This window comes from Paenibacillus sp. 11B (genome assembly GCF_030487755.1).
GTDB lineage: Bacteria > Bacillota > Bacilli > Paenibacillales > Paenibacillaceae > Paenibacillus > Paenibacillus vandeheii.
In genome coordinates this window covers 1430978-1455876 of the sequence record NZ_JAUKNS010000002.1, presented here as the reverse complement: position 1 = coordinate 1455876, position 24899 = coordinate 1430978, and the positions used below count along the sequence as shown (strand labels likewise).

At 46.4% G+C, this 24899-nt stretch carries 20 protein-coding genes; 15 read left to right on the top strand and 5 right to left on the bottom strand.

Annotated features, from left to right (window positions below):
• Positions 1-83: 83 nt before the first annotated feature.
• The 3 genes from serC (at position 84) to Q0V21_RS14930 (ending at position 2199) form a co-directional block, all read left to right on the top strand.
• Positions 84-1172 (top strand): 3-phosphoserine/phosphohydroxythreonine transaminase, encoded by a 1089-nt coding sequence (gene serC / locus Q0V21_RS14940; protein WP_079346054.1) that lies wholly within the window; start codon positions 84-86, stop codon positions 1170-1172.
• A 137-nt stretch (positions 1173-1309) separates the two neighbouring features.
• Complete coding sequence (gene trmL, locus Q0V21_RS14935; RefSeq protein ID WP_301879523.1) at positions 1310-1774, top strand: tRNA (uridine(34)/cytosine(34)/5-carboxymethylaminomethyluridine(34)-2'-O)-methyltransferase TrmL; 465 nt, start codon at positions 1310-1312, stop codon at positions 1772-1774.
• A gap of 170 nt (positions 1775-1944) precedes the next feature.
• Positions 1945-2199, top strand: coding sequence for an AbrB/MazE/SpoVT family DNA-binding domain-containing protein (locus tag Q0V21_RS14930; RefSeq protein ID WP_024629045.1), 255 nt, complete (start codon positions 1945-1947; stop codon positions 2197-2199).
• A 92-nt stretch (positions 2200-2291) separates the two neighbouring features.
• On the opposite strand, the gene Q0V21_RS14925 is transcribed toward Q0V21_RS14930, so the two are convergent.
• Positions 2292-2732, bottom strand: coding sequence for a GNAT family N-acetyltransferase (locus Q0V21_RS14925; protein WP_301879522.1), 441 nt, complete (start codon positions 2730-2732; stop codon positions 2292-2294).
• On the bottom strand, positions 2729-3646 hold the full coding sequence (locus Q0V21_RS14920) for a serine hydrolase domain-containing protein (protein WP_301879521.1): 918 nt from the start codon (positions 3644-3646) through the stop codon (positions 2729-2731). Before Q0V21_RS14920 ends, Q0V21_RS14925 begins: the two co-directional genes overlap by 4 nt.
• 465 nt (positions 3647-4111) lie before the next feature.
• Here Q0V21_RS14920 and Q0V21_RS14915 point away from each other — a divergent pair, with 465 nt between their 5' ends.
• The 7 genes from Q0V21_RS14915 (at position 4112) to Q0V21_RS14885 (ending at position 15258) form a co-directional block, all read left to right on the top strand.
• On the top strand, positions 4112-4876 hold the full coding sequence (locus tag Q0V21_RS14915) for an alpha/beta hydrolase (protein WP_301879520.1): 765 nt from the start codon (positions 4112-4114) through the stop codon (positions 4874-4876).
• 11 nt (positions 4877-4887) lie between these two features.
• Positions 4888-5847 carry an ABC transporter permease gene (locus tag Q0V21_RS14910; RefSeq protein WP_024629049.1) on the top strand — a complete coding sequence of 320 codons (960 nt, stop codon included), beginning with the start codon at positions 4888-4890 and terminating at the stop codon, positions 5845-5847.
• A gap of 18 nt (positions 5848-5865) precedes the next feature.
• Positions 5866-6768: a carbohydrate ABC transporter permease gene (locus tag Q0V21_RS14905; protein ID WP_024629050.1), complete on the top strand. Its 903-nt coding sequence runs from the start codon at positions 5866-5868 to the stop codon at positions 6766-6768.
• A 55-nt stretch (positions 6769-6823) separates the two neighbouring features.
• Positions 6824-8422 carry a type 2 periplasmic-binding domain-containing protein gene (locus Q0V21_RS14900; RefSeq protein ID WP_079346044.1) on the top strand — a complete coding sequence of 533 codons (1599 nt, stop codon included), beginning with the start codon at positions 6824-6826 and terminating at the stop codon, positions 8420-8422.
• Positions 8423-8556: 134 nt separating this feature from the next.
• A complete protein-coding gene (gene bglX, locus Q0V21_RS14895; RefSeq protein WP_301879519.1) occupies positions 8557-10722 on the top strand; it encodes a beta-glucosidase BglX in 2166 nt (721 codons plus the stop codon).
• A gap of 47 nt (positions 10723-10769) precedes the next feature.
• The gene (locus Q0V21_RS14890; protein WP_301879518.1) at positions 10770-14141 is read left to right on the top strand and encodes a GH36-type glycosyl hydrolase domain-containing protein; all 3372 of its coding nucleotides are present in this window, start codon (positions 10770-10772) and stop codon (positions 14139-14141) included.
• A 100-nt stretch (positions 14142-14241) separates the two neighbouring features.
• Positions 14242-15258 (top strand): LacI family DNA-binding transcriptional regulator, encoded by a 1017-nt coding sequence (locus Q0V21_RS14885; protein ID WP_079346037.1) that lies wholly within the window; start codon positions 14242-14244, stop codon positions 15256-15258.
• Positions 15259-15629: 371 nt separating this feature from the next.
• Here Q0V21_RS14885 and Q0V21_RS14880 read toward each other — a convergent pair whose 3' ends face one another.
• Together Q0V21_RS14880 and Q0V21_RS14875 are read right to left on the bottom strand one after the other, a co-directional pair.
• Positions 15630-16694 (bottom strand): phosphodiester glycosidase family protein, encoded by a 1065-nt coding sequence (locus Q0V21_RS14880; RefSeq protein WP_301879517.1) that lies wholly within the window; start codon positions 16692-16694, stop codon positions 15630-15632.
• Entirely contained in the window at positions 16691-17101 is a 411-nt protein-coding gene (locus tag Q0V21_RS14875) for a hypothetical protein (protein ID WP_301879516.1), read from the bottom strand. The genes Q0V21_RS14880 and Q0V21_RS14875 overlap by 4 nt, the downstream gene beginning before the upstream one ends.
• Before the next feature lie 441 nt (positions 17102-17542).
• On the opposite strand from Q0V21_RS14875, the gene Q0V21_RS14870 reads away from it, so the two are divergent.
• The 3 genes from Q0V21_RS14870 to Q0V21_RS14860 all read left to right on the top strand — a co-directional run bounded on the left by Q0V21_RS14870 (position 17543) and on the right by Q0V21_RS14860 (position 20432).
• Positions 17543-18199 (top strand): response regulator transcription factor, encoded by a 657-nt coding sequence (locus tag Q0V21_RS14870; protein ID WP_301879515.1) that lies wholly within the window; start codon positions 17543-17545, stop codon positions 18197-18199.
• 142 nt (positions 18200-18341) lie between these two features.
• The gene (locus Q0V21_RS14865) at positions 18342-19565 is read left to right on the top strand and encodes an aminotransferase-like domain-containing protein (RefSeq protein ID WP_301879514.1); all 1224 of its coding nucleotides are present in this window, start codon (positions 18342-18344) and stop codon (positions 19563-19565) included.
• Positions 19566-19805: 240 nt separating this feature from the next.
• Positions 19806-20432: an FMN-dependent NADH-azoreductase gene (locus tag Q0V21_RS14860; RefSeq protein WP_024629059.1), complete on the top strand. Its 627-nt coding sequence runs from the start codon at positions 19806-19808 to the stop codon at positions 20430-20432.
• 94 nt (positions 20433-20526) lie between these two features.
• Here Q0V21_RS14860 and Q0V21_RS14855 read toward each other — a convergent pair whose 3' ends face one another.
• Positions 20527-21375 (bottom strand): DUF2161 domain-containing phosphodiesterase, encoded by an 849-nt coding sequence (locus tag Q0V21_RS14855; protein WP_301879513.1) that lies wholly within the window; start codon positions 21373-21375, stop codon positions 20527-20529.
• Between the two features lie 361 nt (positions 21376-21736).
• Between Q0V21_RS14855 and Q0V21_RS14850 the strand changes: the two genes are divergently transcribed.
• Together Q0V21_RS14850 and Q0V21_RS14845 are read left to right on the top strand one after the other, a co-directional pair.
• A complete protein-coding gene (locus Q0V21_RS14850; RefSeq protein WP_024629061.1) occupies positions 21737-23632 on the top strand; it encodes a PrkA family serine protein kinase in 1896 nt (631 codons plus the stop codon).
• Between the two features lie 243 nt (positions 23633-23875).
• The gene (locus Q0V21_RS14845; RefSeq protein WP_301879512.1) at positions 23876-24880 is read left to right on the top strand and encodes a globin-coupled sensor protein; all 1005 of its coding nucleotides are present in this window, start codon (positions 23876-23878) and stop codon (positions 24878-24880) included.
• Positions 24881-24899: the final 19 nt, after the last annotated feature.

The window sequence follows — 24899 nt, the reverse complement described above, 5'->3', positions numbered from 1 at the left end:
TCTTATACCCGTGAGCGATTCTAATCGAATTATGCAAAATGCTGTTCATATGTCAGCTACGGATGGAAAGGGCGGGGGATTTTGTGACAAAGAGAGCGTATAATTTTAATGCAGGACCTGCGGCGTTGCCACTTGAGGTATTGGAGCGTGCTCAGGCAGAATTTGTTGATTTTCGTAACACGGGAATGTCGATTATGGAGATGTCTCACCGTGGGGCAGTGTACGAATCTGTACATAATGAAGCTCAGGAGCGTTTGTTGTCTCTGCTAGGCAATCCCAAAGGATATAAAGTTCTCTTCTTGCAGGGCGGAGCCAGCACTCAGTTTGCCATGCTGCCGATGAACCTGCTCGGAGAAGGGCAGACAGCCAGTTACGTCATGACAGGCAGCTGGGCCAAGAAGGCGCTGTCTGAGGCGAAACTGATTGGGGAGACACAGGTCGCTGCTTCTTCCGAAGCGGATAAATATATGAAATTACCGGATGTGTCGAATCTTAGTCTACCGGATCGCACAGCTTATGTTCATTTGACGTCTAACGAAACGATTGAGGGGACACAATTCAAGTCATTCCCGGATACCGGTTCAGTTCCACTTATTGCCGACATGTCGAGTGACATTTTCTGCAAACCGTTTGATCTGAATCAATTCGGCATGATCTATGCAGGTGCACAGAAGAACCTGGGTCCATCAGGGATTACGGTTGTTATTGCCCGTGAAGAACTGGTGAGCGAATCTCCTAAAACGATTCCGACTATGCTCCGTTATAGTACACATGTGGACAACAATTCTCTCTATAATACACCTCCGTCCTTCTCCGTATACATGGTGAATGAAGTTCTGAAATGGATTGAGGAACAAGGCGGATTGGCTGGAATTGAACAGAAGAACGTGAAGAAAGCAGAATTGCTCTATAATACTATCGATTCCTCTGGAGACTTCTACCGTGGTTGTGTAGATCCGGCAGATCGTTCCCTGATGAATGTGACCTTCCGTCTGGCTAATGAGGATTTGGAGAAACAGTTCATCAAGGCTTCGGAGCAAGAAGGTTTTGTTGGTCTGAAAGGGCATCGGAGTGTGGGTGGCCTGCGTGCTTCCATTTATAATGCTGCACCATATGAAAGTGTTAAGGCACTTACGGACTTTATGAGCCACTTCCAGAAGACTAATGGATAAATAATTGGCGGGGAGTTGTGAATTTCTAGCATTCACACTTGCGCTTTACCAGAGCCTTCCACATTGACGTGTGGAGGGCTTTTCTTTAAGATTAGAGAATTATCGTTTACATGAAATGAAAAGGAGATTGAACACATATGGCTTTACATATCGTTCTGGTTGAACCGGAGATTCCGGCAAATACGGGCAATATTTCTCGTACATGTGCGGCTACAGGTACACATTTGCATCTCGTGCGTCCACTCGGATTCCGTACGGATGATGCCACACTGAAACGCGCGGGTCTGGATTACTGGCATGCCGTTCATATTGAATATCATGATTCGTTTGCCGAGGTTCAGGAACAGTATCCTGAAGGTCGTTTTTTCTACGCAACCACGAAGGCGAAAAACCGATATAGTGATTTTGATTTTCAGGATGGAGATTTTCTGGTATTTGGTAAGGAGACAAAAGGTCTTCCTCCAGAATTAATTGCGGCTAATCCCGATACTTGTATGAAAATGCCAATGTCAGGTGATGTACGATCATTGAATTTGTCAAACTCAGCAGCAATCATTGTGTATGAGGCATTGCGTCAACTGAATTTCCCGGGTCTTGATTGATCCAATTCGTGTATAAGTGACGGTTAGAATTCGCTAAAAAAACATTTTTCAAAAAAAAGGACAAAAAATGTTTATTTCCAGCAGGATTCGACAAAATCTTGGCGAATTAATAAACATAGTACAAATGTACCTAGAAATTTAGAGTAAGATAGGAGAGGTGTGCCGTAGCTATGAAGCCAGCTGGAGTCGTTCGCAAAGTTGACCAATTGGGTAGGATCGTATTGCCTAAATCTTTGCGTAAAAGGTATCAAATGAATGAGGGAGACCCTGTAGAGATCTTAGTACAAGGGGACCATATCATTCTGGAGAGATACCGTCCAAAATGTATTTTTTGTGGATCAATGGAAGAAGTCAATGAGTTCAAAGAGCGTTACATATGCGCACAATGTTTAGATGAAATGACCCAGCTTCCACAGCACGGGTAAGTAAAATAAAAAGTATCATGGCCTCCTGGAGGTCATGATACTTTTTTGTGTGGAAAAAAGATCGCCATCCACTTCCATCATACGTTATGAAGCTAATGGGATTCAGCTCTCGTGTCATACTCCATCACCCAATATTTTTCTCCGGGTTTACCTTCTTCAACGACTTTTTTCCAACCCTGTCGTTCGTAAAAACCAATTGCTTTATGATTGTCAGACACACATTTCAATCGAACGGGCTGCTGCATGAGTGAAATCGACGCATCAAGTAAGCGTGAACCTGTGCCCCCGCCCATAAAACCGGGATGGATAAACAGAAGGTGGATAAAATGATCAGGGAGGTACAGCGATGCGAAACCGAGAAGCTGTCCATCTTCCTGTTCAGCCACGATAATATGCTCATCCACAGTATCTGCGTCAAAATCTTGAAGGGACATGTGCTCCGGATTTGTCCAGTGAAAACGGGCGCGACGTGACTCCAGATAAATGTTTCTTAATTCCGGGTAATCTGTAACAACAGCTGTTCGAATATTCAAATATTCCCCTCCAGAATAGGTAATATATCTGACCATACATTGTCAAGAATGGCTTGCATATTTTGTTCATCACTATTGATGGCAACGACCGATTTCAGCGCGGGCAGAACAACGCATAGTTGACCATTGGCCCCATCAGCACGGTAAGCGTTATGGGAACATCTCCAGAATTGATATCCATAACCTTGTCCCCAATCACCGTCTCCCGGTGTAGGGATTTGCTGTGCCGTCGCCAAGCGAATCCATTCCGCAGGAATGAGCTGTTTGCCGTTCCAGTAGCCCTCCTGAAGCAATAATTGACCGAACCTGCCTAATTCCTCGTTGGTGAGCTGCAAGCCTGCACAACCCAAGGTAATGCCCAAGGGAGAAGTTTCCCACTCTACATTCGAAATCCCCAGTGGCTCGAATAGCCGGGGAATCAGATAGTCTTTAACCGTTTGACCAGAAGCAGCCTCGAACATGGCGGAGATCATAAACGTATCTGCACTGCTATATGTAAACGTTTCACCAGGAACTCTGTTCAAAGGAAGGGACATGTAATATTTCGCCCAATCTTTCTCAGGAAGGGTGGCTCGCTCTTCCGCCCACAACACGGGAACATCATGCCCCGAGGACATCCGCAGCAAATCGTACAGGGTGAGATCCGCAGGGGGGAAGGCCGTTAAATGAGAAGCAGGAGTTGGTGATGTGAAATATTCACCGAGTCTGGATTCAAGTGTAAGCGTGCCTTCAGCCAATGCCAATCCAATCGCCATACAGGTAAATGATTTGCTGACGGAATGCTGTAAGCGGCGCATATCACGGGTACGATCCCATGCTCCAATGGCAATCCCTTTCTGCAATACCCGAACCGAATGTACGTTTAGATGCTGTTCATTAATATGATGAACAAAAGAATCTATAATACTCGACATCGTAACATCCTTTCTAAAAAAAGAAGAATTTTTACTATTGGTGAAACGTTTCCGCAATTTGGCTCAAAAATTAGAACTTATGTTAATACAAACGGGGTTCAATGTCAATGAGAACGTGCAAACGGTTACTTTAAGGATATTGTTGCATAATAGAAGTGCCTTTTGACGCAAATTTTATTACGAAAAATCAGTTTTTCGAGAAAAAAGCGCGAAATTTGTAAAAAGGTTATTGACAGGGTTTGCACTTCGGGATTATGATTTATTCGAAACGATTCGAAGAAATCGCTTCCACGTAAAAAGTGTTGTAATCAAGTCCAAGTAAATCAACGTTGGCTATGTTTTGAAACGATTCGAGAAAATCGTTTCGATAACCGAGCGAAATACGGGGGAATCACTGGAAGTTGCAACACAAAGGCAGAAAAACAGAAGTTTACAGACAGCAGCCGACGATGAAAGGGGTTACATATGGCGCATATAACGATCGAAACCGGATCGCCTACATTATGCATGAATACAAGCATACATGTAGTGTCCAGTGACTCCGGAGACACTTCAGGCGGTACGCTATATTTACTGCATGGGGCAGGCGATAATGCAAGTACATGGCAACGTTTGACTACAATTGAAATGTACGCAGAGCAATATGGCTGTACCATCATTATGCCGGAAGCGAACCGAAGCTATTACACCGATATGGAATACGGCCTGAATTACTTCCATTACATCACTCAGGAGCTGCCTGAATTCTGCAGGCGTCAGCTCAATCTCAATACAGACCCGGCCAAGACTTACGTCGCTGGTCTATCTATGGGTGGGTACGGTGCATTGAAATGTGCACTGACATATCCCGAGAGGTACCGCAAGGCGGTGTCCTTATCCGGTGTAACTGATATCCAGACCCGGCTTCAAGACCCGGAGATGCCATCAGGCATGATCAAGGAAATGAAAGCGGTTTTTGGGGAACGGTTACAGGTAAAACCCGATCAGGACCTGTACGCACTGTCTGCCAAGTTGTTGAAGCAAGGTGGAAATTTACCGGATATTCTGAGTTGTTGTGGTGACATTGATCCGTTTGTGGATATGAACCGCAAATTCGCAGCATACATCCAGGAAACGGATTTTGTGTTTCGGTATTTAGAGACACCGGGCACCCATGAATGGAGATTCTGGGAGCACCACCTGAGAACCATGTTTGATTTTCTGTATAACGACAAGACCAAAGTAGAGTGAGGAGATGCAATTTGAAACCTGCAGCCGAAGGACCTAGCAAAAAGCTGAAGGGAAACTTGAAAGGCAATTCGCTCTGGAGTGAAATCTGGAAGCACAGAATGACGTACACCCTGCTTATTCCAGGACTCGTCTGGCTGATCCTGTTTGCCTACATGCCAATGGGTGGCCTGTCTCTTGCCTTTAAAGACTACAAGGCGAATCTGGGGATTTGGGGAAGCCCATGGAGCGGATTTGAGAATTTCACATACGTTTTCCGGGATCCAACCTTTATTGACGCAGTATGGCGGACGCTGTACATCAACATTCTGAAACTGATTATTCAGTTCCCGTTCCCAATTATTCTTGCCCTGTTGCTGAATGAATTGCGGATGCGGAGAGGGAAAAAGTGGTTCCAGACGGTTCTTACGTTCCCTCACTTCCTTTCATGGATCATCGTATCCGGGGTAGTTATCAACGTCCTGGCATATGACGGACTGGTAAACAGCGCACTTGGTTTGCTTGGATTGCCAACCATTAACTTCCTGGGTTCCGAGTCCAACTTTGTACCGATGCTGCTGTTGACGGATATTTGGAAATCAAGCGGATGGGGTGCGATTATCTTCCTGGCTGCCATTTCCGGTATTGATCAGGATCAGTATGAATCGGCACAGATTGACGGCGCTTCCCGTATGCAGCAGATGTTCAAGATTACATTGCCAAACATTCTTCCGACAATTACTGTCATGTTCATTCTGTCGGTTGGTGGATTGATGTCTTCCGGTTTCGACCAGATCTTCAACTTGGCGAATGCCGCAACCAAAAATGTATCGGAAGTATTGGATGTATACATCTATCGGATTACGTTCCAGTCTTCAACGGACTTCTCATTCTCGACGGCGGTCAGCTTGTTCCGTTCCCTCGTGAATATGGTCTTGCTGCTTCTCGCAGACAGATTTGCCAAGTGGCTTGGCGGAGACGGTTTGTTCCGATAAGAGAGGAGGAAAAATGAAATGAGCAAGAGAGCTAACAAAAAGCCGAGAATTGGTACAGAAAAAATGACATTTCTCGATTATATTATTTTCGCCATTTTACTTGTGCTTGCCCTGATGATTCTGATTCCGTTCTGGAATGTCATCATGATCTCGTTCGCAACACAAAAAGAATATGCAGACAATCCATTTTTGATGTTCCCTAAAGAATGGACATTGGATTCCTATAAGGCGTTGTTCGCTGACGGAACGATTCTGTCGGGGTACAAAAATACAATTATTTTGCTAGTCATCGGCTTGCCACTCAGCTTGTTCCTGACAACAAGCATGGCATATGGCCTTAGTCGCAACAAATTTCCGTTCAAGAAATTTCTCTTTTTCCTGGTACTGTTCACCATGATCTTCAATGGTGGTATTGTACCGCTGTACCTGATCATGAAATCACTTCACCTTACGGGTACGCTGTGGTCCGTTATCCTGGCGGGAAGCTTCAGTGCATTCAACATGATTCTGATGATGAACTACTTCTATACCTTGCCTGAATCGCTGATGGAGTCGGCGAGACTGGATGGAGCAGGGGAGTGGAGAATTCTGTTCTCGGTAGTTCTGCCACTAGCTACACCAATTATGGCTACCATCACGTTGTTCTACGGTGTGGCGTACTGGAACAGTTGGTATGATGCGATGATATTCCTGCGAAAAGCGGATCAGTTGCCGCTCCAGAATGTACTCAGAAACATTATCGTCACATCCCAGACGAACGCATCCAATGCATCCAGTGTGGATGCTGCCCAAGCAAGCAATTTCTCAATGGGTATGAAGATGGCGGCCGTATTTGTCACCATGGTACCAATTATGTGTTTCTTCCCAATGCTGCAAAAACACTTTGCCAAAGGGGTATTGACAGGGGCTATCAAGACCTGATTATACGTATAGGATTTTTGCATTAAAATTCTACTAAAAAACATGGGGGTAAAACATGAAAACGAACAAAAAGTTGTCAGTAAGAGCTCTCTTTGCCATCACGCTTAGTGTAGTTATGCTGATGGTGACCGCTTGTTCCAGCCAAGGAGCTTCAGGTGGTAACGAAAAAGATGCAGAGGGAAATTACAAAGACAACCTGACCATCTCTGTAGCTAACCTGACAGAAATTAAAAACGGGAACTTGGATAATGATTTCCACAAGTTCTGGACAGACAAATTCAATGTAACATGGGATTACAACTATATCGATTGGGATTCATGGGGCGAGAAGCTTCGTCTGTGGATCAACTCTGGCGATTTGCCGGATGTAGCCGTATGGAACTACGTGCATGGCGATGCCATGAACAGTATTGATCAAGGCCTGTTCTACAAATTCCCGGACGACTGGAAAGAACGCTGGCCTAACGTGGCAGCAGCTTACAAGTTGACTGGTCTTGGAGACAAGCTGGAAGAACTGACAGGTGGAACATACGTCCTGCCAAGACCAATCTATTTCGAGAACAAACCTGCTGACCCATTGACGAACCAAATTGGTGTCATTGCGCTTCGTAAAGACTGGGCAGAAGCGGTTGGTTTCGAACTGAAAGATGCATATACAACAACTGAATTGAATGAATACGCTGAGCTTGTAAAAGAAAAAGATCCAGGCAAAGTGGGCAACAAACTTGTACCTCTGTCCTACAATGCGGCAGATGCCATGACGAACATCATTATGCCGAACAGTGTACATGCCATGACCGACTCTCCGTTCTATAAGGGAGAAGATGGCCAGTTCCACTGGGGACCAGCAGATCCCGAGACGCTGACAGGACTTAAATTGATGCAAAAAGCCTACAAAGATGGCTTGCTCAATCCTGAGTTCTATACATGGAAAAACAATGAAGGTCAAAACAACTTCAAAGTAACAGGTACAGCTGCAGTAACAAGTCTGGGCGGACTGGCTTCGTACAGACAAGGTCTGGATTCCGATATGAGAAAGAATCTGGGTGTAGATAGTGATGATCTGGTACACACAGCAATCGTATTGGGCGATGATGGGAAATACCGCAACATGGAGCAAGCCAACTTCTGGTCTGCATTGATCTTCAATCCGAACATCAGTGACGAGAAATTCGAACGGATCATGGATCTGATTGACTACTCGACTACCAAAGAAGGACAACTGCTGATCAACATGGGCTTCGAAGGAAAAGATTGGAAATATGATGAAAACAATGAACTGGTTAGCTTGCTGCCAGAAGGAACTGTTCTGGAAGACAAATACCCAGCACGTTTCGAAGGCCTCTATCTTCTGGGCGACGACTTCAGTGTTGTAAACCCTGCAATCAAAAAGGATTATCGTGATAGAGCTGTGAAGCTGTTCGAGGAAAAAGCAAAACTCGGTACAGAAGGTCAATCACTCGCAACATACGACTGGGATGTCAACCTGTACGATTCCAAAGCTAAAAGTCAGGCTTCATTCGACTACCAGAATGAGTATGCCAACTTGATCCTCAAAAATGGAGATCTGGAAGCGAACTGGAAAGAATGGGTAAACAGCAAAATGTCCCTGGTTCAACCTTATCTGGATGAACTGAACAAAGAATTCAAGTAATCATTCAGTAGTTAGCAAGATGGGATATGACAGGTGTGTTCTGTCGGTCCCATTCAATCGAACCCGGTGCGCGGTCTCTCCCCGAACGCAGCCGGGTTCTTTCTTTCAACAACATGCAGTGGAGGATAATGTCTATGAATAACGAGCAGTTGCTAGACCTTGTAAAACAGATGACCCTGGAAGAGAAAACGGCCCAGCTGCTTCAGCTGACCGCTAACTTTTATGAAGGAACCAATGTCGAAGGTCAGATCACAGGTCCAATGGAAGAGATGGGAATCACGGAGCAGTCCGTGGATGCCAGTGGCTCCATTCTGGGATTATCCGGTGCACAGGCCATCATTGATGTACAGCAAGCTTACCTGAAAAAAAGCCGTCTCGGCATTCCGCTTTTGTTCATGGCGGACGTTGTGCATGGTTTTAAAACCATTTTCCCTATCCCGCTAGCGATTGGGTGTTCATGGGACACCGAACTGGCTGAGAAAAGTGCTGAGATTGCAGCACGCGAATCCGCCGTATCTGGCCTACATGTCACTTTTGCGCCGATGGTCGATCTCGTTCGTGATCCGCGCTGGGGTCGTGTAATGGAGTCAACAGGCGAAGATCCTTATTTGAACAGTCTGTTCTCTGCGGCATTTGTACGTGGATATCAAGGCGACAGTTTGAAGGATGAGCCGGATCGCTTGGCAGCTTGTGTAAAACACTTTGCAGCCTACGGGGCAGCAGAAGGTGGTCGTGATTACAATACGGTCGATATGTCTGAGCGTAATTTGCGCGAGTACTATTTACCGGCTTACAAGGCGGCACTGGATGCAGGCGTAGAGATGGTTATGGCTTCGTTCAATACGGTAGAGGGCATTCCAGCGAGTGGAAATGAGAAACTGATGCGAGACATTTTGCGTGACGAGTGGGGCTTTGATGGTGTATTGATCTCGGATTGGGCTTCCATTCGCGAGATGATTGCTCATGGTGCAGCTGAAGATGACCGTGAAGCCGCATATCGCGCCATTCGTGCAGGCGTGGACATCGAGATGATGACACCTTGTTATGTTCATCATTTGCCTGAGTTGATCAAGAACGGAGAAGTGGAAGAAACGCTCATTGATGAAGCGGTACTTCGTATTCTGCAGCTGAAAGAAAAGCTGGGCTTGTTCGATAATCCACTTCGTGCAGCTGATCCGGAGCGTGAGCGCGAGATTGTGTTCTCCAAAGAACATCGTCAGGTATCTTACGAGCTCGCAACCAAATCGGCTGTGTTGTTGAAAAACGATAATCACGTTCTTCCGCTGAAGCCGGAAGCCAATGTAGCGTTAATTGGACCTTTTGCTCAAAGTGAAGACATTCTCGGATGGTGGTCCTGTGAAGGCGTCAAAGCGAATGCCGTTAAGCTCGGAACTGCTCTAAAGGAACGTCTTACTGCCGGAAAAGTTCATATGGCTCAAGGCAGCAACGTTCACACCATTACCGCTGAACAGATTGCTGAAGCGCTTGAAGCTGCAAGCAAAGCCGATCTGATCGTGCTTGCACTTGGCGAAGATTCCGAAATGAGTGGTGAAGGTGGATCGCGTACAGATATTCGTTTGCCAGCAGCTCAACTGGAATTGGTTAAGCAGCTCAAAGCAGCGGGTAAACCGATCGCCAGCGTTATTTTCAACGGTCGTCCGCTGGACCTGCATGGTGTATTCGAAGAATCCGATGCGGTGCTTGAAGCGTGGTTCCCGGGAAGTGAGGGTGGAGCGGCCATTGCAGATGTATTGACAGGTGTGGTGAATCCATCTGCGCGTCTGACGATGTCCTTCCCGCAATCTGTAGGTCAGATACCGGTATATTACAATCATTTTAATACAGGACGTCCACTCAATCCGCAAAAGACTGAAGAGCGTTATGTTTCCAAATATATTGATAGTTCGAATGATCCGCTGCTTCCGTTTGGATACGGCTTGTCATACACCTCGTTTGAATATGGTGACCTGGAAGTTTCAAGTCATGAAATGACTGCTGATCAGTCTCTGACGATCCAGGTACGCGTAACCAATGCTGGCGAGTGTGCTGGCGTGGAGACGGTTCAGTTGTACGTACGTGATGTGACCGGTGAAGTTGTACGTCCAATGCGTGAACTGAAAGGGTATGTTAAGCTGTCACTCGCACCGGGTGAAAGTGGTACAGCTACATTTACATTAAACGAAGAACAGCTTCGTTATCATCATTCCGATTTGAGTCATCGCAGTGATAAAGGAACCTTCCACATTTTCGTAGGGCCAAATAGCCGCGATACATTGGAGAGTACGTTCAAGCTGGTGTAATTGGATATAGCTCTTATCGATGAATGAAGGAGGATATAAATAGATATATGAAAACCATGAATAAATCTCAAATTAACGTACAATCCGGCGAGCTGTGCTTTACGTTCTGGGAAAGCGGTGATTTGTTCAAGGCCGTAAGTGGAACAACGATGATTAATCAGTGGATGAGTAGTCCGGTGGATGGCTCCATGAACAATCTGTACTTGCGTTTTCACAGTGAATCCGGTATCCGTTTTGTTCCGATGCTTGGCCTTTACTCCGATAGTCAGGTGAGCACCGACGGCAGTCGTATGGTATGGACAGGAACCGCTGAGGGCGTAGGTTATCAGGTTATTTTTGCTCCAACAGCACAAGGTGTATGGTTCTGGGATGTAACTGTAAACGGTAATGGGGAAGAGGTCGACGTGGTCTATGGCCAGGATGTCGGCAATGCGGATCCAGGTGCCGTACGCAGCAATGAAGCTTACTTGTCGCAATACATTGACCATGCCGTGTTTGAGGATGCGAAGCTTGGATATATCGTAGCCTCACGGCAGAATCAGCCACAGGGCGGTGCTTTTCCTTATCTTCAACAGGGCTCATTAACCCGTGCAGTAGGTTATTCCACAGATGGATTTCAGTTCTTTGGCCTGAGTTACAAGGAAACGAATGTCCCTGAAAGCTTGGGTAAACCGACACTTGCGAATGAAGTGTACCAGTATGAATTTGCATATACAGCCCTGCAGTCCGAAAAAGTCGTATTGGGTGGCGAAGCTCGCTTTGTATTCTATGGACTCTTCCAGGCCAATCACACTGAAGCTGTGAAGGAGCTTGAATACCAGGATGTAGTCCAACAGGCCTGGGACGAGTATGAAGCGAAGCGTCAAGAGAATGTAAAGACAGGACAGACTGTATCCAACGTATTTCCAAAAGTATCTCTCCATCCGGTAATAGGGGAGCCCTTGCAGGTCTTATCAATAACCGAAGAAGAAGTGAATTCCCGCTTCCCGGCTGCGAAGAGACATCAGGAAGAGCGTGCGGATGGTGAGTTACTGGCTTTCTTTACAGATACGTATGAGCATATTGTGCTCAAGGCAAAGGAAATGCTTGTGGAGCGTCCGCATGGTCATATTCTGATGAGTGGTAACAATGTGAAGCTTGGTCAGAACGTAATTACTACGTCTTCCTATATGTATGGTATTTTCAATTCTCACGTGGTTGTGGGTAATACCAACTTTAATAAAATGATGAGCAATGCACGTAGTGCACTCAATATCCCGAAATCATCAGGTCAACGGATATACGTCGAGGTTGAGGGGAAATTCCATCTGCTCACGATGCCTTCCTTGTTCGAAATGGGCTTCAACTATGTTCGCTGGTATTACAAAACAGCTGAGGATACGCTGATCATCACGAATTATACAACATTAGATACGCCTGAAGTACATCTTCATGTCAAGTCGGAAAAAGGAGTAGCTTATCGCTACCTGATTACCAATCAGATTACGATGAATGTGAATGAATATGAACTGCCTGTTCATGTTACCAAGCAGAATGGTGAACTGAGCTTCAAGGCAGATCGCAGTTCCCTCAGTGCAGAAGTATATCCGAATCTGGAGTACCGCATGCGGGTAAACGGAGCACAAATGAAGGTTGGTGATGAGACTGAACTGGCCAGTGGAGTAAACGCAGGCGATGCATCACTGACAACTTTACAGCTGGACAGCAGTGCTGAATGGACATTGACCATTCAAGGTCTGTTGGAAGGTGGACAGACTGCATCATCGACACGCAAATTTGAAGAGGAAGTGGCCGCCTATCGGACCTTCTATGCAGAAGTGATGAACGGGTTCCATTTATCCCAGCCTCAAAAGCAAGGCGCAGACGAGTTGTTCAAAGTCAATGCTCTTGCATGGTGGTACACCCACAATATGCTGGTACATTACTCTGTTCCACATGGATTAGAGCAATATGGCGGCGCAGCTTGGGGAACACGGGATGTCTGCCAGGGGCCGGTCGAATACTTTATGGCTACACAAAAGTACGAGCAGGTCCGCGATATTCTGAAGATGGTGTACTCGCATCAGTATGAAGATGATGGCAACTGGCCGCAATGGTTCATGTTCGATCGGTATTTCAAGGTTCAGCAGGAAGAAAGCCATGGTGACATTATTGTCTGGCCTCTTAAAGTGCTAAGTGATTATCTGATTGCCACCAAGGATTATTCCATTCTGAATGAAGAATTACCTTATACCGTAAAACATGGTTTTGACTTTACGGATCAGCCAGCCAGCGTGCTTGAACATGCCCAGAAAGAACTGGAGTATATCCGCAGCCATTTCCTGCATGATACATTCCTTTCCTCATACGGAGATGGTGACTGGGATGATACATTACAGCCTGCCAATGCTCAATTGAAGCAATATATGGTCAGCAGTTGGACGGTTGCGCTCACTTATCAAACGTTGAAGCAGCTTTCCAGAGCACTTGCGCCTGTGAAACCGGAGCTTTCTTCCGAATTAAGTGACATGGCAGCGGGTGTGAAAAGGGACTTTAGCAAGTACATGCTGGATACCGATGTGATTCCGGGCTTTGTATACATGGAAGATCCGGCACAAGCGAAGCGTATGCTTCATCCGGATGACAGCGAGACAGGCATTCAGTATCGGTTGCTGCCTATGACACGCAGCATGATTGCGGAGTTGCTGGAACCTGAGCAAGCCCAATCCCATTATGAACTGATCAAGGACAAGCTGTACTGCCCGGATGGCGTCAGATTGATGAATCGTCCAGCTCAGTATGATGGCGGCGTCAGCACTCATTTCAAACGTGCAGAGCAGGCATCCAACTTCGGACGTGAAGTGGGCTTGCAATACGTTCATGCTCACATCCGCTATATTGAAGCCATGGCGAAGCTGGGCAACCCGGATGAGGTCTGGAATGGCCTTGGCATTATCAATCCAGTGGGTATTCAGGAGGCTGTTCCTAACGCAGATCTGCGTCAAAGTAATGCCTACTTCAGCAGCTCTGACGGTAAATTCAACAACCGTTATGCAGCGCAGGAGCAGTTCGACAAGCTTCGCACCGGCGAAGTACAGGTGAAGGGTGGCTGGAGAATCTACTCTAGTGGACCGGGAATCTACATGAATCAGCTCATTTCGAACGCCCTGGGCATTCGTCAGGAGGAAGAAGATCTGATTCTTGATCCTGTGCTGCCTGTTAGCTTGGATGGCTTGCATTTTGAATTCCAATTTGCCGGTAAAAAAGTAACCTTCGTCTATCATCTCAGCGGAGAGGCTGTCCAACGTATTGTGCTGAACGGCAAGGAACTGGATGCGACAAGGCTGCAGCAACCTTATCGTCTCGGCGGCCTGCGTGTTCCACGCATGGCTCTTGAACAGAGCCTGAGCGAGAATAATGTGATTGAGATTTACAGTTAATCTTGTAAACAATAGTCCATTTTAACGATTATAAAATATTTAATATGTCAGGTCCTCCGATTTCGGAGGGCCTGATGAACATAACAGGGGAGCGAAGAATGTGGTCAGTATCAAGGATATCGCCAAACAGGCGGGAGTTTCGATCTCTACCGTGTCATATGCTCTAAATGGCAGCAACAAAGTGACAGATGAGACCCGTTCCAAAATTTTGGCTATCGCCAAAGAGCTGAACTATGTTCCCAATGCTGCTGCGAGAACATTGAAGAAGAGAGAATCCAAAATTTTGGGCGTATTTCTGACGGATTTTAGCGGGGATGTATATGGAGACTTGCTCAGTGGTATGAAGTCTGTATGTAACGCGCAAGGTTACGACCTGATTGTGTGCAGCGGCAAACAATCTCATCGAATGCTTCCAGAGCGGATGATTGACGGTGCTGTCATTCTGGATCATACATTTGCGAGCAAGGAACTGTTGCAATATGCAGACAGAGGGCACAAGATTGTCGTTCTTGACCGGGAGCTGGATCACCCGAACATTAATCAGGTTTTGCTGGATAACAAGGCAGGAGCGACCCTTGCGATGGAGCATTTGATTGAACAGGGGCATACGAAGATCTATGTCGTGACAGGTCCGGAAGGTTCATTTGACTCGGCTCAGCGGTTGAAGGCTGTGAGTCAGGTATCGGAGCGGGAAGCGAATGTGGAATGGATTGAGATCACCGGAGATTTCGAGAAGAGTGGCGGAGAACGTGCAGCTGAACGTATCATTCAGGAGTACACTCAACCGGTTGGAGTGTTTTGTCTCAATGACGAGATGGCCATTGGGATGTGTGATCGGCTCGCTGACAGTGAGTTAAACATTGGTCAGGATATTGATATTATCGGATTTGATAATATTGAACTTAGCAAATATGTGCAGCCAAGACTGGTCACGATTGATTATTCCAAACGAAAATGGGGCGCACTGGCCGCTGAACAATTAATTAAGATTATTGCCGGAGAGCCTGTCGATCATGAGCGCATCTACGTGACACTGGTGGAGGGTGGATCGGTAAACAGTCAGGTTCAGTCCGATCAGGATGGACACACCCGGAGTGAAAAGGCGGTTAGCTATTGACGACGCTGCCCCTTCTTCATTCCATGGATGAAGTGTTAAACGTCGACTGTGCAGCAAGAGACAAGGCTTAGAAGAATTGCATATTCTTTTAAGCCTTGTCTCTTGTTTGGATTGTTTTTTTAAATTATTGTTTTTATTTAACTTGGGGTTGATTCCAATTAAAAAACCTCTCACGAGGAGAGGCTTGGCCCTTAAAGGCCCTTGGTCTTGTCATTGTTGTAGGATGAAGTGAGAATGCCTGTAATGAAGAGCGTCAATACGATAGCAATAATCCAAAATGTCAGCGAAAATGACATACACTTGGCACCTCCTGCACAATTCATTTACTTCTATTATAACCATTATAGGAAGAAAAGGAATGCTTCACACCATCATTTGTAAAATAAAAAGTGAGTAGGTACCGGTCTGAGGCTCCCATCCGAAGGATTATTCACAACCCGGTTATTCACGATGAGAGAGGACGATCCGCCGCCATCCAGATTATAGGCATCCACGATGCCAAGCTTGTACATCCGTCCTTGCAGCTCTTCCAGAGTAGCTCCTGAGCTGCCTCCTTCGTTGTAACCATCAACCACAATAATCAACAATTGATCGTCCTTGTAGTTTCCGATTACGGTGCGTGGAGCCCGCTTGGGTGATACTTTCCATTTGGCCGGAATGGCAATCTTTTGTCCATTCTGCAAGAGCACGGGTACAAATGTGGCTCCGAATTGCGGTTGTAGGCGATCCAGGGAACTTTTGTCGAAAAATTTACCGCCAACCAGCTTACCTGTATCATTGAGACCTACAAAAAACAGATCCTTAAAGCTGGCTTGAAAACCATTCACATACTTGCCGTCCATAACGGTTGTGCTCAGCGGGTAGCGTTTGCCGCCGCTGTCGGCGAATCCGCCTGCATTAATGCCGGCAATGGCACCATGGCGCTTAACCGCCTGCATTGTTGTCTCAGAACGCCCAGGCTCGCTGTCCAGAGCCATCTTCATGGCCGTGGGATCTTTGAGCTTAATTTTCATCGCATAGCCCTTATAGGGACCTGGGTTGACCCTATACAGTTCAATCGTAAGCCGATCACTGTCAATCCGTTCAAACGGGACGCCCAGCTTGGAGGAGATTCGCTGATTATAGATCGTTTCCGGGCGAGCGGCTTGAACTGTTGCCTTCTGTACTATCGCAGACATCGTACTCGTCGTCTGATTGTACAAATGCGTTGTTCTTTTAATAGAAGAAGAAGTCTGAACAGCAGCTTCTTTTGCCCCTGCAAGCTCCTGGCTAATCGCCTGGGTCCGGGGTGTAACGGTCTCTTCAGTCAGACCGGAACCGATGAAGTCTCCGGGTTCAAGCGGAGGTCGAAACAGCAGCATGCATAATATCAATCCAACAAAAGGAGCAAGTGCAAGCATAAATAAACGATTAACCGTTTTTACGGGTGTAATCATTTGAGCAGGTCCATCTTTTTCTGGAGTGTTTCCAGTTGTTTTTTGACTTCGCTCAGCTGCGTATACAATTTGTTGCTGTTGTCGGTCTTATCGTTTGCATTATCCTTGGTGAAAGTCAGCAATTCATTAAAGGACTGCACCTGGCCCTGCAGGTCCGCTACTTCCTTGGATATCGTTGTTAGCTGCTTTTCGTAGTCGGCTTTGAGTGCTGCAATCTGCTGTTGATTATGGGTCTGAAGCTGATGAATCATCTGTTGCTGGAGGTGGTTACTATAATAGTAGGTTCCGAGTACTCCAAGTGCAATGAGAACAATCCACATGACCAGAAACAGCTTGACTGAAGATCCGGCCTTACCTTTGGCGCTCCGGGTGTGATGGATGTCAGAGGGTTGGACAGAAGGTTTCATATCATCACTCCTGGTTATTTATAGGTACAAAAATTTTTCCAGTCCTCATTCTATCACGCCCCTATTGATTACGCAAAAATGAAATTCTTTGAGTAATAGGATAAAAAGAGATTGCATCGGAAGGAAGTCCTAGGATACAATTTCTTATAGATGCAATAAGTAGGAACTTTGGGCATGTTTTTCGACTTTTTTAGATAGAAATGCAGGAAATTTATACTATATTTTGATCTTTCTTCGCTCGGGAAGACAAAAGTCCTGATGTGTCGACAGCAAAATACAGTAGAAATAGAGCTGTTCTTGCAGCTGTATCAAGCGTTTTTCTGTTTTTCGACATAATCCGACTTTTACTTCTTCTATACACGGACTGTCGCAAGGATAGAGTCATCATCATGGCTGATGGTAGAAAAGGAATTTGTCCAATACATAACAGGGGGAACAACAATGAAAAAAGTATGGCAGGTGGTCATCGTAGATATCCACCCCACCAGCATGCTGGGTACGAAATTGATTTTGGAAGAACAACAGGATTTGTTGGTACGGGGGATGACTTCGACCGGGTCCGAAGGTCTTGACCTGGTGAACATTCACAAGCCCGATCTGATTTTGATGGATTATCGGCTTCCTGAGGGCCAGGCGGATCAGTATATTGCCCAGATGAAAAATCTGTCGGCACATAGTCACATCATCATTCTAACGGACGAGGATAATGTAAAATTATTTCGTCATCTGATCAGTCTTGGTGCTAGTGGTATGCTATCCAAACAGGCTTCCCCTAGCCAGCTGATTCATCTGATTTCCGGGCTGCGTGAGGGATGTGTATCCATTCCATTATCCTGGTTGGCCAGTGCGGAGTGGGCCCAGCCCGTCGAGACTCCGGCCGAAGAACTTATTGTTGAATTAACAGAAACCGAAACTTTTATTATGGAAAGAATTGTTCAGGGCGTAACCTATGATAAAATAGCCAGTGAGATTAATGTTAGCAGACGTTCGATTGATAATTACCTGCGTAAAATATACGTGAAGCTGGATGTAAGTAGCAGGGCACAGGCGATTGAACGTTACGCTTTATATGCGAGGCAGACCAAAACCGTATCCTGATGAGCATGGTTCCATGAATCTCTATGTACGATGACTCGTCAAGTGCCCGGTTTGGTCATATTCAGTGTCCAACAGGAATAGGTTGTAGGGGCTACGGACTGCGAGCACAGTTCGGATTTAGGGATGAAAGGGGAACGGACCGATGGAATATTTCTTCGCCTCCCGTACAAACAGGCTTTTGACATCACCGCTAAGGGACATTCGTGAGATGTCTGGCCGGGAGTATTTCATTTCTTTGGCAGAAGAACTGCCTGCAGAGGAGCTGTTTCCATTCAAACTGCTGGAAGAAGCAGCGGTGTCTGTATTTAGTTCCGGACCCTCCGCGTTGCAGTATGGTGAGCCGGCAGGGTACAGACCGTTGAGAGAATGGCTGGACAACGATTGGAATGCACGTAAGGGCATCCGGACAGTACCAGAGCAGATTCTATTGACCACAGGTACTCAGCAGGCCATCGATCTTGTGATGCGTTTATTACTTGAACCTGGAGATTCCGTACTGGTTGAGCATCCTACCTCTCCGGGGTGTCTCGAGGTTCTGGAGATGCAGGGTGCCAAAATTGTACCCGTCACAGGTGATGGGGATGGCATTTTGCCTGACCTTTTGGAGCATCACATGCAGCAGGTGAGACCGAAGCTGCTTTTTGCTGCACCCAGTTTTTCCAATCCAACCGGCGTGCTGTGGAGCATGGAACGGCGTGAGGCTGTGCTTGATCTGTGCTCACGCTATGGCGTACTGCTTGTGGAGGATGATTCCTATGGCGAACTTCACTTCGATGGATTGGAGCCGGGAGACTTCTACCGGAAGTATCCTTCCCTCTTTGCGCTGGATACAGCGGATCAGGGTGGACATGTTCTCTATATTGGTTCGTTTAGCAAAACCGTAGCACCCGCCCTGCGTACAGGTTGGGCTGCCGGACATCCGGCTCTGATCCAGGCTATGGCTTCTGTGAAGCGAATAGCAGATGGACAGTCCAGCCCAATGAATCAGCGGTTATTGTATCAACTGCTTGCTCATTCTCCTTTTAAATGGAGCGATCATCTGTCCATGCTGAACCGGGAATACAAGACCAGACTCAAACTTATGCTCGAATTATTGAAGCGTCCGGGCTGGAAGGGGAGCCAGTACAGCATTCCTGAAGGGGGGATGTATCTGTGGGTTAAGTTGCCGGATGGATTGGACAGCGGAGCTCTGCTCAAAGCTGCTCTGTTAAAAGGGGTATCCTTTCTTCCAGGCTCTCTGTGCTCCACTGGTGAGCAGGATCATCGGTACATCCGACTGAACTTCAGCCATCCCGGCCGGGATGAATTGCTGCTTGGCATGAATCTAATTAGTGAGTCCATCACAGAGTTTACAGCCCGGAGCTAAACCGGATATAGGAAAAGATAGAATGTATGGTCAAATTCGCGCCTGGGACCTGAGCCAGCAGAAGTTCCAGGCAGTGAATTTGGAAGCAAATGTGTTACCCCCAAAGTAATTACGTTATTGCATCCACTAACATTTTTATATATAATATGTATTAATGAGTTGTTGTTTTCTTTATATAAGCTGCATTCATTGCAAGTTCTGGAGAAGCACTCATATATTTTAACTAACGGGGGAACGAACATGTCCAACATTTTATTTGTCAAAGCAAACGACCGTCCTGCAGATCAAGCAGTCAGCGTACAATTGTACGATGCATTTCTGAGCGCATACAAAGAATCCCACCCAGGTGACACAGTTACCGAACTGGATCTCTACAATACAGATCTTCCATACTACGGCAACACTGTAATTACTGGTGGCTACAAAGCAGCTAACGGTATCGAAGCAACACCAGAAGAGCAAAAAGCGGCTGCACTGGCTGCACAATTGCAAGATCAATTTTTGGCAGCAGACAAAGTGGTATTTGCGTTCCCGCTGTGGAACTTCACTGTTCCAGCACCACTGGTGAACTACATTTCCTACCTGAGCCAAGCTGGTAAAATGTTCAAATACACTGCTGAAGGCCCTGTAGGTCTGGTAGGCGACAAAAAAGTGGCATTGCTGAACGCGCGTGGCGGAGTTTACTCCGTAGAGCCTATGGCATCCGCTGAAATGTCCGTAAAATATGTAACCAACGTACTGAACTTCTGGGGTATCCAAAACCCTGAACTGGTTATCGTTGAAGGTCACAATGCTTCACCTGATCGTTCCCAGGACATCGTGGCAGCAGGTTTGAAATTGGCTTCTGAAGTAGCAGCAAGCTTCTAATTGCAATTATATATAGAAACACGAGAAAGCCTGTTATCTCCGCGGAGATGACAGGCTTTTTTTTGCATCTTCATTTGAAGGAAGCTACATTTCCTCAGACATTCCTATTATGGTGGATCAGGTAGGGCTCCACTACTTCCGCAATATGCTCCAGCTCACTATCGTTATGTTGAACCAGAGAAAAATCCGTTTCTAGTTCATTTATACTCCGCTCAATCATATCATTATCCTCAAGCATGTGAGCATGCTCGGTCAGGGCTTGAACACCCTTAATCGTCAGCACATATCGTCCACGGGATAGCCGCTCGAACCAGCCATAATAATTTTTTTGCAGTATGGCCGCAGCGGAACCCACGCTTGTCTGTTTGGCGAGAGAGGCCGGGGAGGCTTCTCCCTGGGCACGAAGAGCAGAAGCCACACGTAATGCCTTTTCCCTGTATGCGGTGACCAGCTGTCTGCGTGTGCTTCCTCCCGTGTTGTAGTCACCACTGCGCTCGTCGAATTCCTTCAGCAGTCGTTGCCGTCGGATACCACCCTTACGGACACCGGTGCTGCCAACCAGATCATGAACTTGGGCAGCAGGTTCGCACAGCACATCAATCAGTGGGGATTTGGTTTTGTAAAACGTGACAGTTAGAAGCCCCAGTCCAAGTTGTCTGCACAGTGCAGACAATTCTCCCCAGCGCTGGTTCACGGCGCCACGCTTGCTGCGGTTCCGCTCAACAGCCAGATACACGAAGGGGCTGAGCTTCAGGCGCTGCATTCCCTGCAGCAAAAGGGACAGATTGAATGTTTTTTTCATCTCCACAATGAGTGGCTCATTCTGATCCGATCTGACTCCAACCAGGTCACAATGTTTGACTTCAGCCTTCACGTCGTAGCCGCGTCGTTCGAAAAAAACCTTTACAGGTGAATATAACTCCGTTTCGTACTTTACCGCCATCGTTTCTGCTCCTTTCCTGAAGTGGCTCTTCTCTGGCCATGTATTGTCCCGTTTTGTGAATTTAGAACCTTCATTATATCATATCCATGCTTTTTTTTCTGAGTGCACAAGATGTCTGATAGAACAGGGAAAGCCTCAAATTCAGAGTCGCAAATTGAAAAAAAGAGGTCAACTTATCCGATTTGCCGCATAGGTATGTAATACACTTTTCACAACAATAACTGATGTTTGGACAGAAGGTGGCGGGACTTATCCGGACCGCAAGATTGGTATTCAAGCAGAAGCATAAATTCTATTGATTTCTTCATACCATTCGGAATGGTTGACAATCACACTAAAGGAGCCATGGGAGGTACCAAGCATGAATATTTTTGAACGCGTTGCGGAACATCGGGCAGAAAGTGACCGTTTATCATGGAACGGGACATTTGAAGATTATATTGCACTGCTGAGAGAGGACCCGACTCCGGCAATGACGGCTCACGCTCGAGTGTACCAGATGATTGAATCGTTTGGCGTGGAAGAAGTGGGGGGGCACAAACGATACAAGTTTTTTGAACAGGAGATTTTTGGACTGGATCGGTCCATTGAAAAACTGGTGGAAGAATATTTTCACTCGGCAGCACGCCGTCTGGATGTACGCAAACGGATTCTGCTGTTAATGGGTCCGGTCAGCGGAGGGAAGTCAACGCTGGTAACGCTGCTTAAACGTGGCCTTGAACAATTTTCCCGGACAGAAAAGGGCGCCGTATACGCCATTGACGGATGCCCGATGCATGAAGAGCCCCTGCATCTGATTCCGCTGGAGCTTCGTCCCGAAGTGGAGAAGGAGATCGGTGTCCGTATTGAGGGTAATCTCTGCCCATCTTGCCAGATGCGTCTTCGGACCGAATATGGCGGTGATATCAGCAAGGTGCGAGTGGAACGGGTCATCATTTCCGAGGATAACCGGGTGGGAATCGGAACATTCAGTCCGTCTGATCCCAAATCACAGGATATTGCCGATCTGACCGGAAGTATCGACTTTTCAACCATTACTGAATTCGGCTCCGAGTCCGATCCGCGTGCCTATCGTTTTGACGGAGAATTGAATAAGGCCAACCGTGGGTTGATGGAATTTCAGGAGATGCTTAAATGTGATGAGAAGTTTCTGTGGAACCTGTTATCCCTGACACAGGAGGGTAACTTCAAAGCAGGCCGATTTGCCTTGATCAGTGCGGATGAAATGATTGTGGCGCATACGAATGAATCCGAGTACAAGTCGTTTATTTCCAACAAAAAGAATGAAGCTTTGCAATCCCGGATGATCGTCATGCCGATTCCCTACAATCTGAAGGTCTCCGAGGAAGAGAAGATATACAGCAAGCTCATTCAGCAAAGTGACATGAAGCATGTCCATATTGCACCGCATGCCCTGCGGACTGCAGCCATTTTTTCCATACTTACCCGCCTGAAGGAAACGAAGAAACAAGGCATGGATCTGGTCAAAAAAATGCGGATGTATGACGGCGAGGAAGTCGAAGGGTACAAAGAAGCTGATCTGCGTGAGATGCAAAATGAATATTTGGATGAAGGCATGTCGGGCATTGATCCGCGTTATGTCATCAACCGGATATCCAGTGCTTTGATTAAACAAAATCTTCAGTGCATTAACGCGCTGGATATACTACGGGCAATCAAGGATGGTCTGGATCAGCATGCTTCAATTACAAAAGATGAACGTGAGCGTTATCTGAACTTTATTGCTCTGGCACGTAAAGAATATGATGAATTGGCGAAGAAAGAAGTGCAGAAAGCATTTGTCTACTCGTTTGAAGAGTCGGCCAGAACGCTGTTCGAAAATTACCTCGATAATATCGAGGCATTCTGCAACTGGTCTAAAATTCGTGATCCACTGACGGATGAGGAGATGGACCCGGATGAGCGCTTAATGCGTTCGATTGAGGAGCAGATCGGTATTTCCGAAAATGCCAAAAAGGCATTCAGGGAAGAGATATTGATCCGCATCTCGGCTTATTCCCGCAAGGAACGGAAGTTCGAATACAGCAGTCATGATCGTCTGCGTGAAGCGATTGAGAAGAAACTGTTCACTGACCTGAAGGACATTGTTAAGATCACAACTTCAACCAAGACACCAGATGCAACGCAACTCAAACGAATGAATGAAGTGATTAAACGGTTGATTGAAGAACATGGCTACACCGCAGCCAGTGCCAATGAATTGCTCCGTTATGTGGGCAGTCTGTTGAATCGCTAATCTGCAACAACCATTCCGAATCAGGCTCCTGATGTCTGTTGTGAGGCTCCTTCACAGCAGGGTCAGGGGTCTTTTTATATGCGGAAACGCACAATTGGAGGCTAATAAACTGACAAAGAAGGTCAATTTCATGACAAATAGTTCTTAGGGTATATGTAAAATTAGGTCGTTTAGTCTATAATCGATACAGATATTTACAATTTATTATTTTTTGTGGTTATTAAGGAGCTGACAGAACTAGTTATGAATATTGCTATATCAAGACAACAACAACTTGATTATATTGGATTGACCGCCGAAGATCTGCAATTGCTTGCTGATCATCGACCCGCGTTTGTGAAAGTCGTTGATGAAGTGGTGGACCACTTCTACAATCATGTGGGTAATTATCCGAATTTGGTCGATCTGATTGCCCGCTTCTCTTCCATTGATCGGTTGAAAGAAACACAAAAGCAATACTGGTTATCGATGACCGATGGTGTGGTTGATGATGCATATATTGAACAGCGAATTGCAATCGGATTAGTCCATTCCCGCATTGGTTTGTCCGAAGATTATTATCTGGGCACGTATATGGTTTACCTCGATATTGCAACAAGCATATTCCAGCAAGTTATCCCTGAGAGCTGGCATTTGGTCATTCAGGCACTAAGTAAAATGTTCAATCTTGATTCACAACTTGTATTGGAGGCTTACGAGAAGAAGGAGAAGGAAAAGTTAAATCAACTGGCTGATGATCAGCAGCACACTTTGCTGGCGATTACACAGATTACCCAGCAGCTGACGGGTATGATCAGTGAATTAAACGAAAATGCTCAGGCCATCTCGGATGTCGCCAGGGAAACAGCAGCCTCCCAGGATCAGGCCAACGGGCTACTGGGAGAGCTAACTAAAGAAATTCATCAGATTGGTAAAATGGGTGAGCTTATTCGCGAAATCTCGGATCAGAGTCATCTCGTGGGCTTGAATGCTGCCATTGAAGCTGCGCATGCAGGAGAATTTGGACGGGGATTCGAGGTGGTTGCCAGCGAAGTTCGCAAACTTGCGGCTAGTTCCCGTGAGGCTCAAGGACAAATCCAGTCGAACCTGGCACAGATCATGAAAAAGCTGAGCAGTGTTCAACAAGAGTCGAAGCACACTGCTTCAGGGGCAAGGCGTCAGGCATCCCGTTCAGAAGAGCTTGCGGTTTTTGCTACCACTATGGAGAAATTGGCACTTGATCTAAGGAAATTGGATCATCAAGAATAGCCGGTAACACTGGATGGAA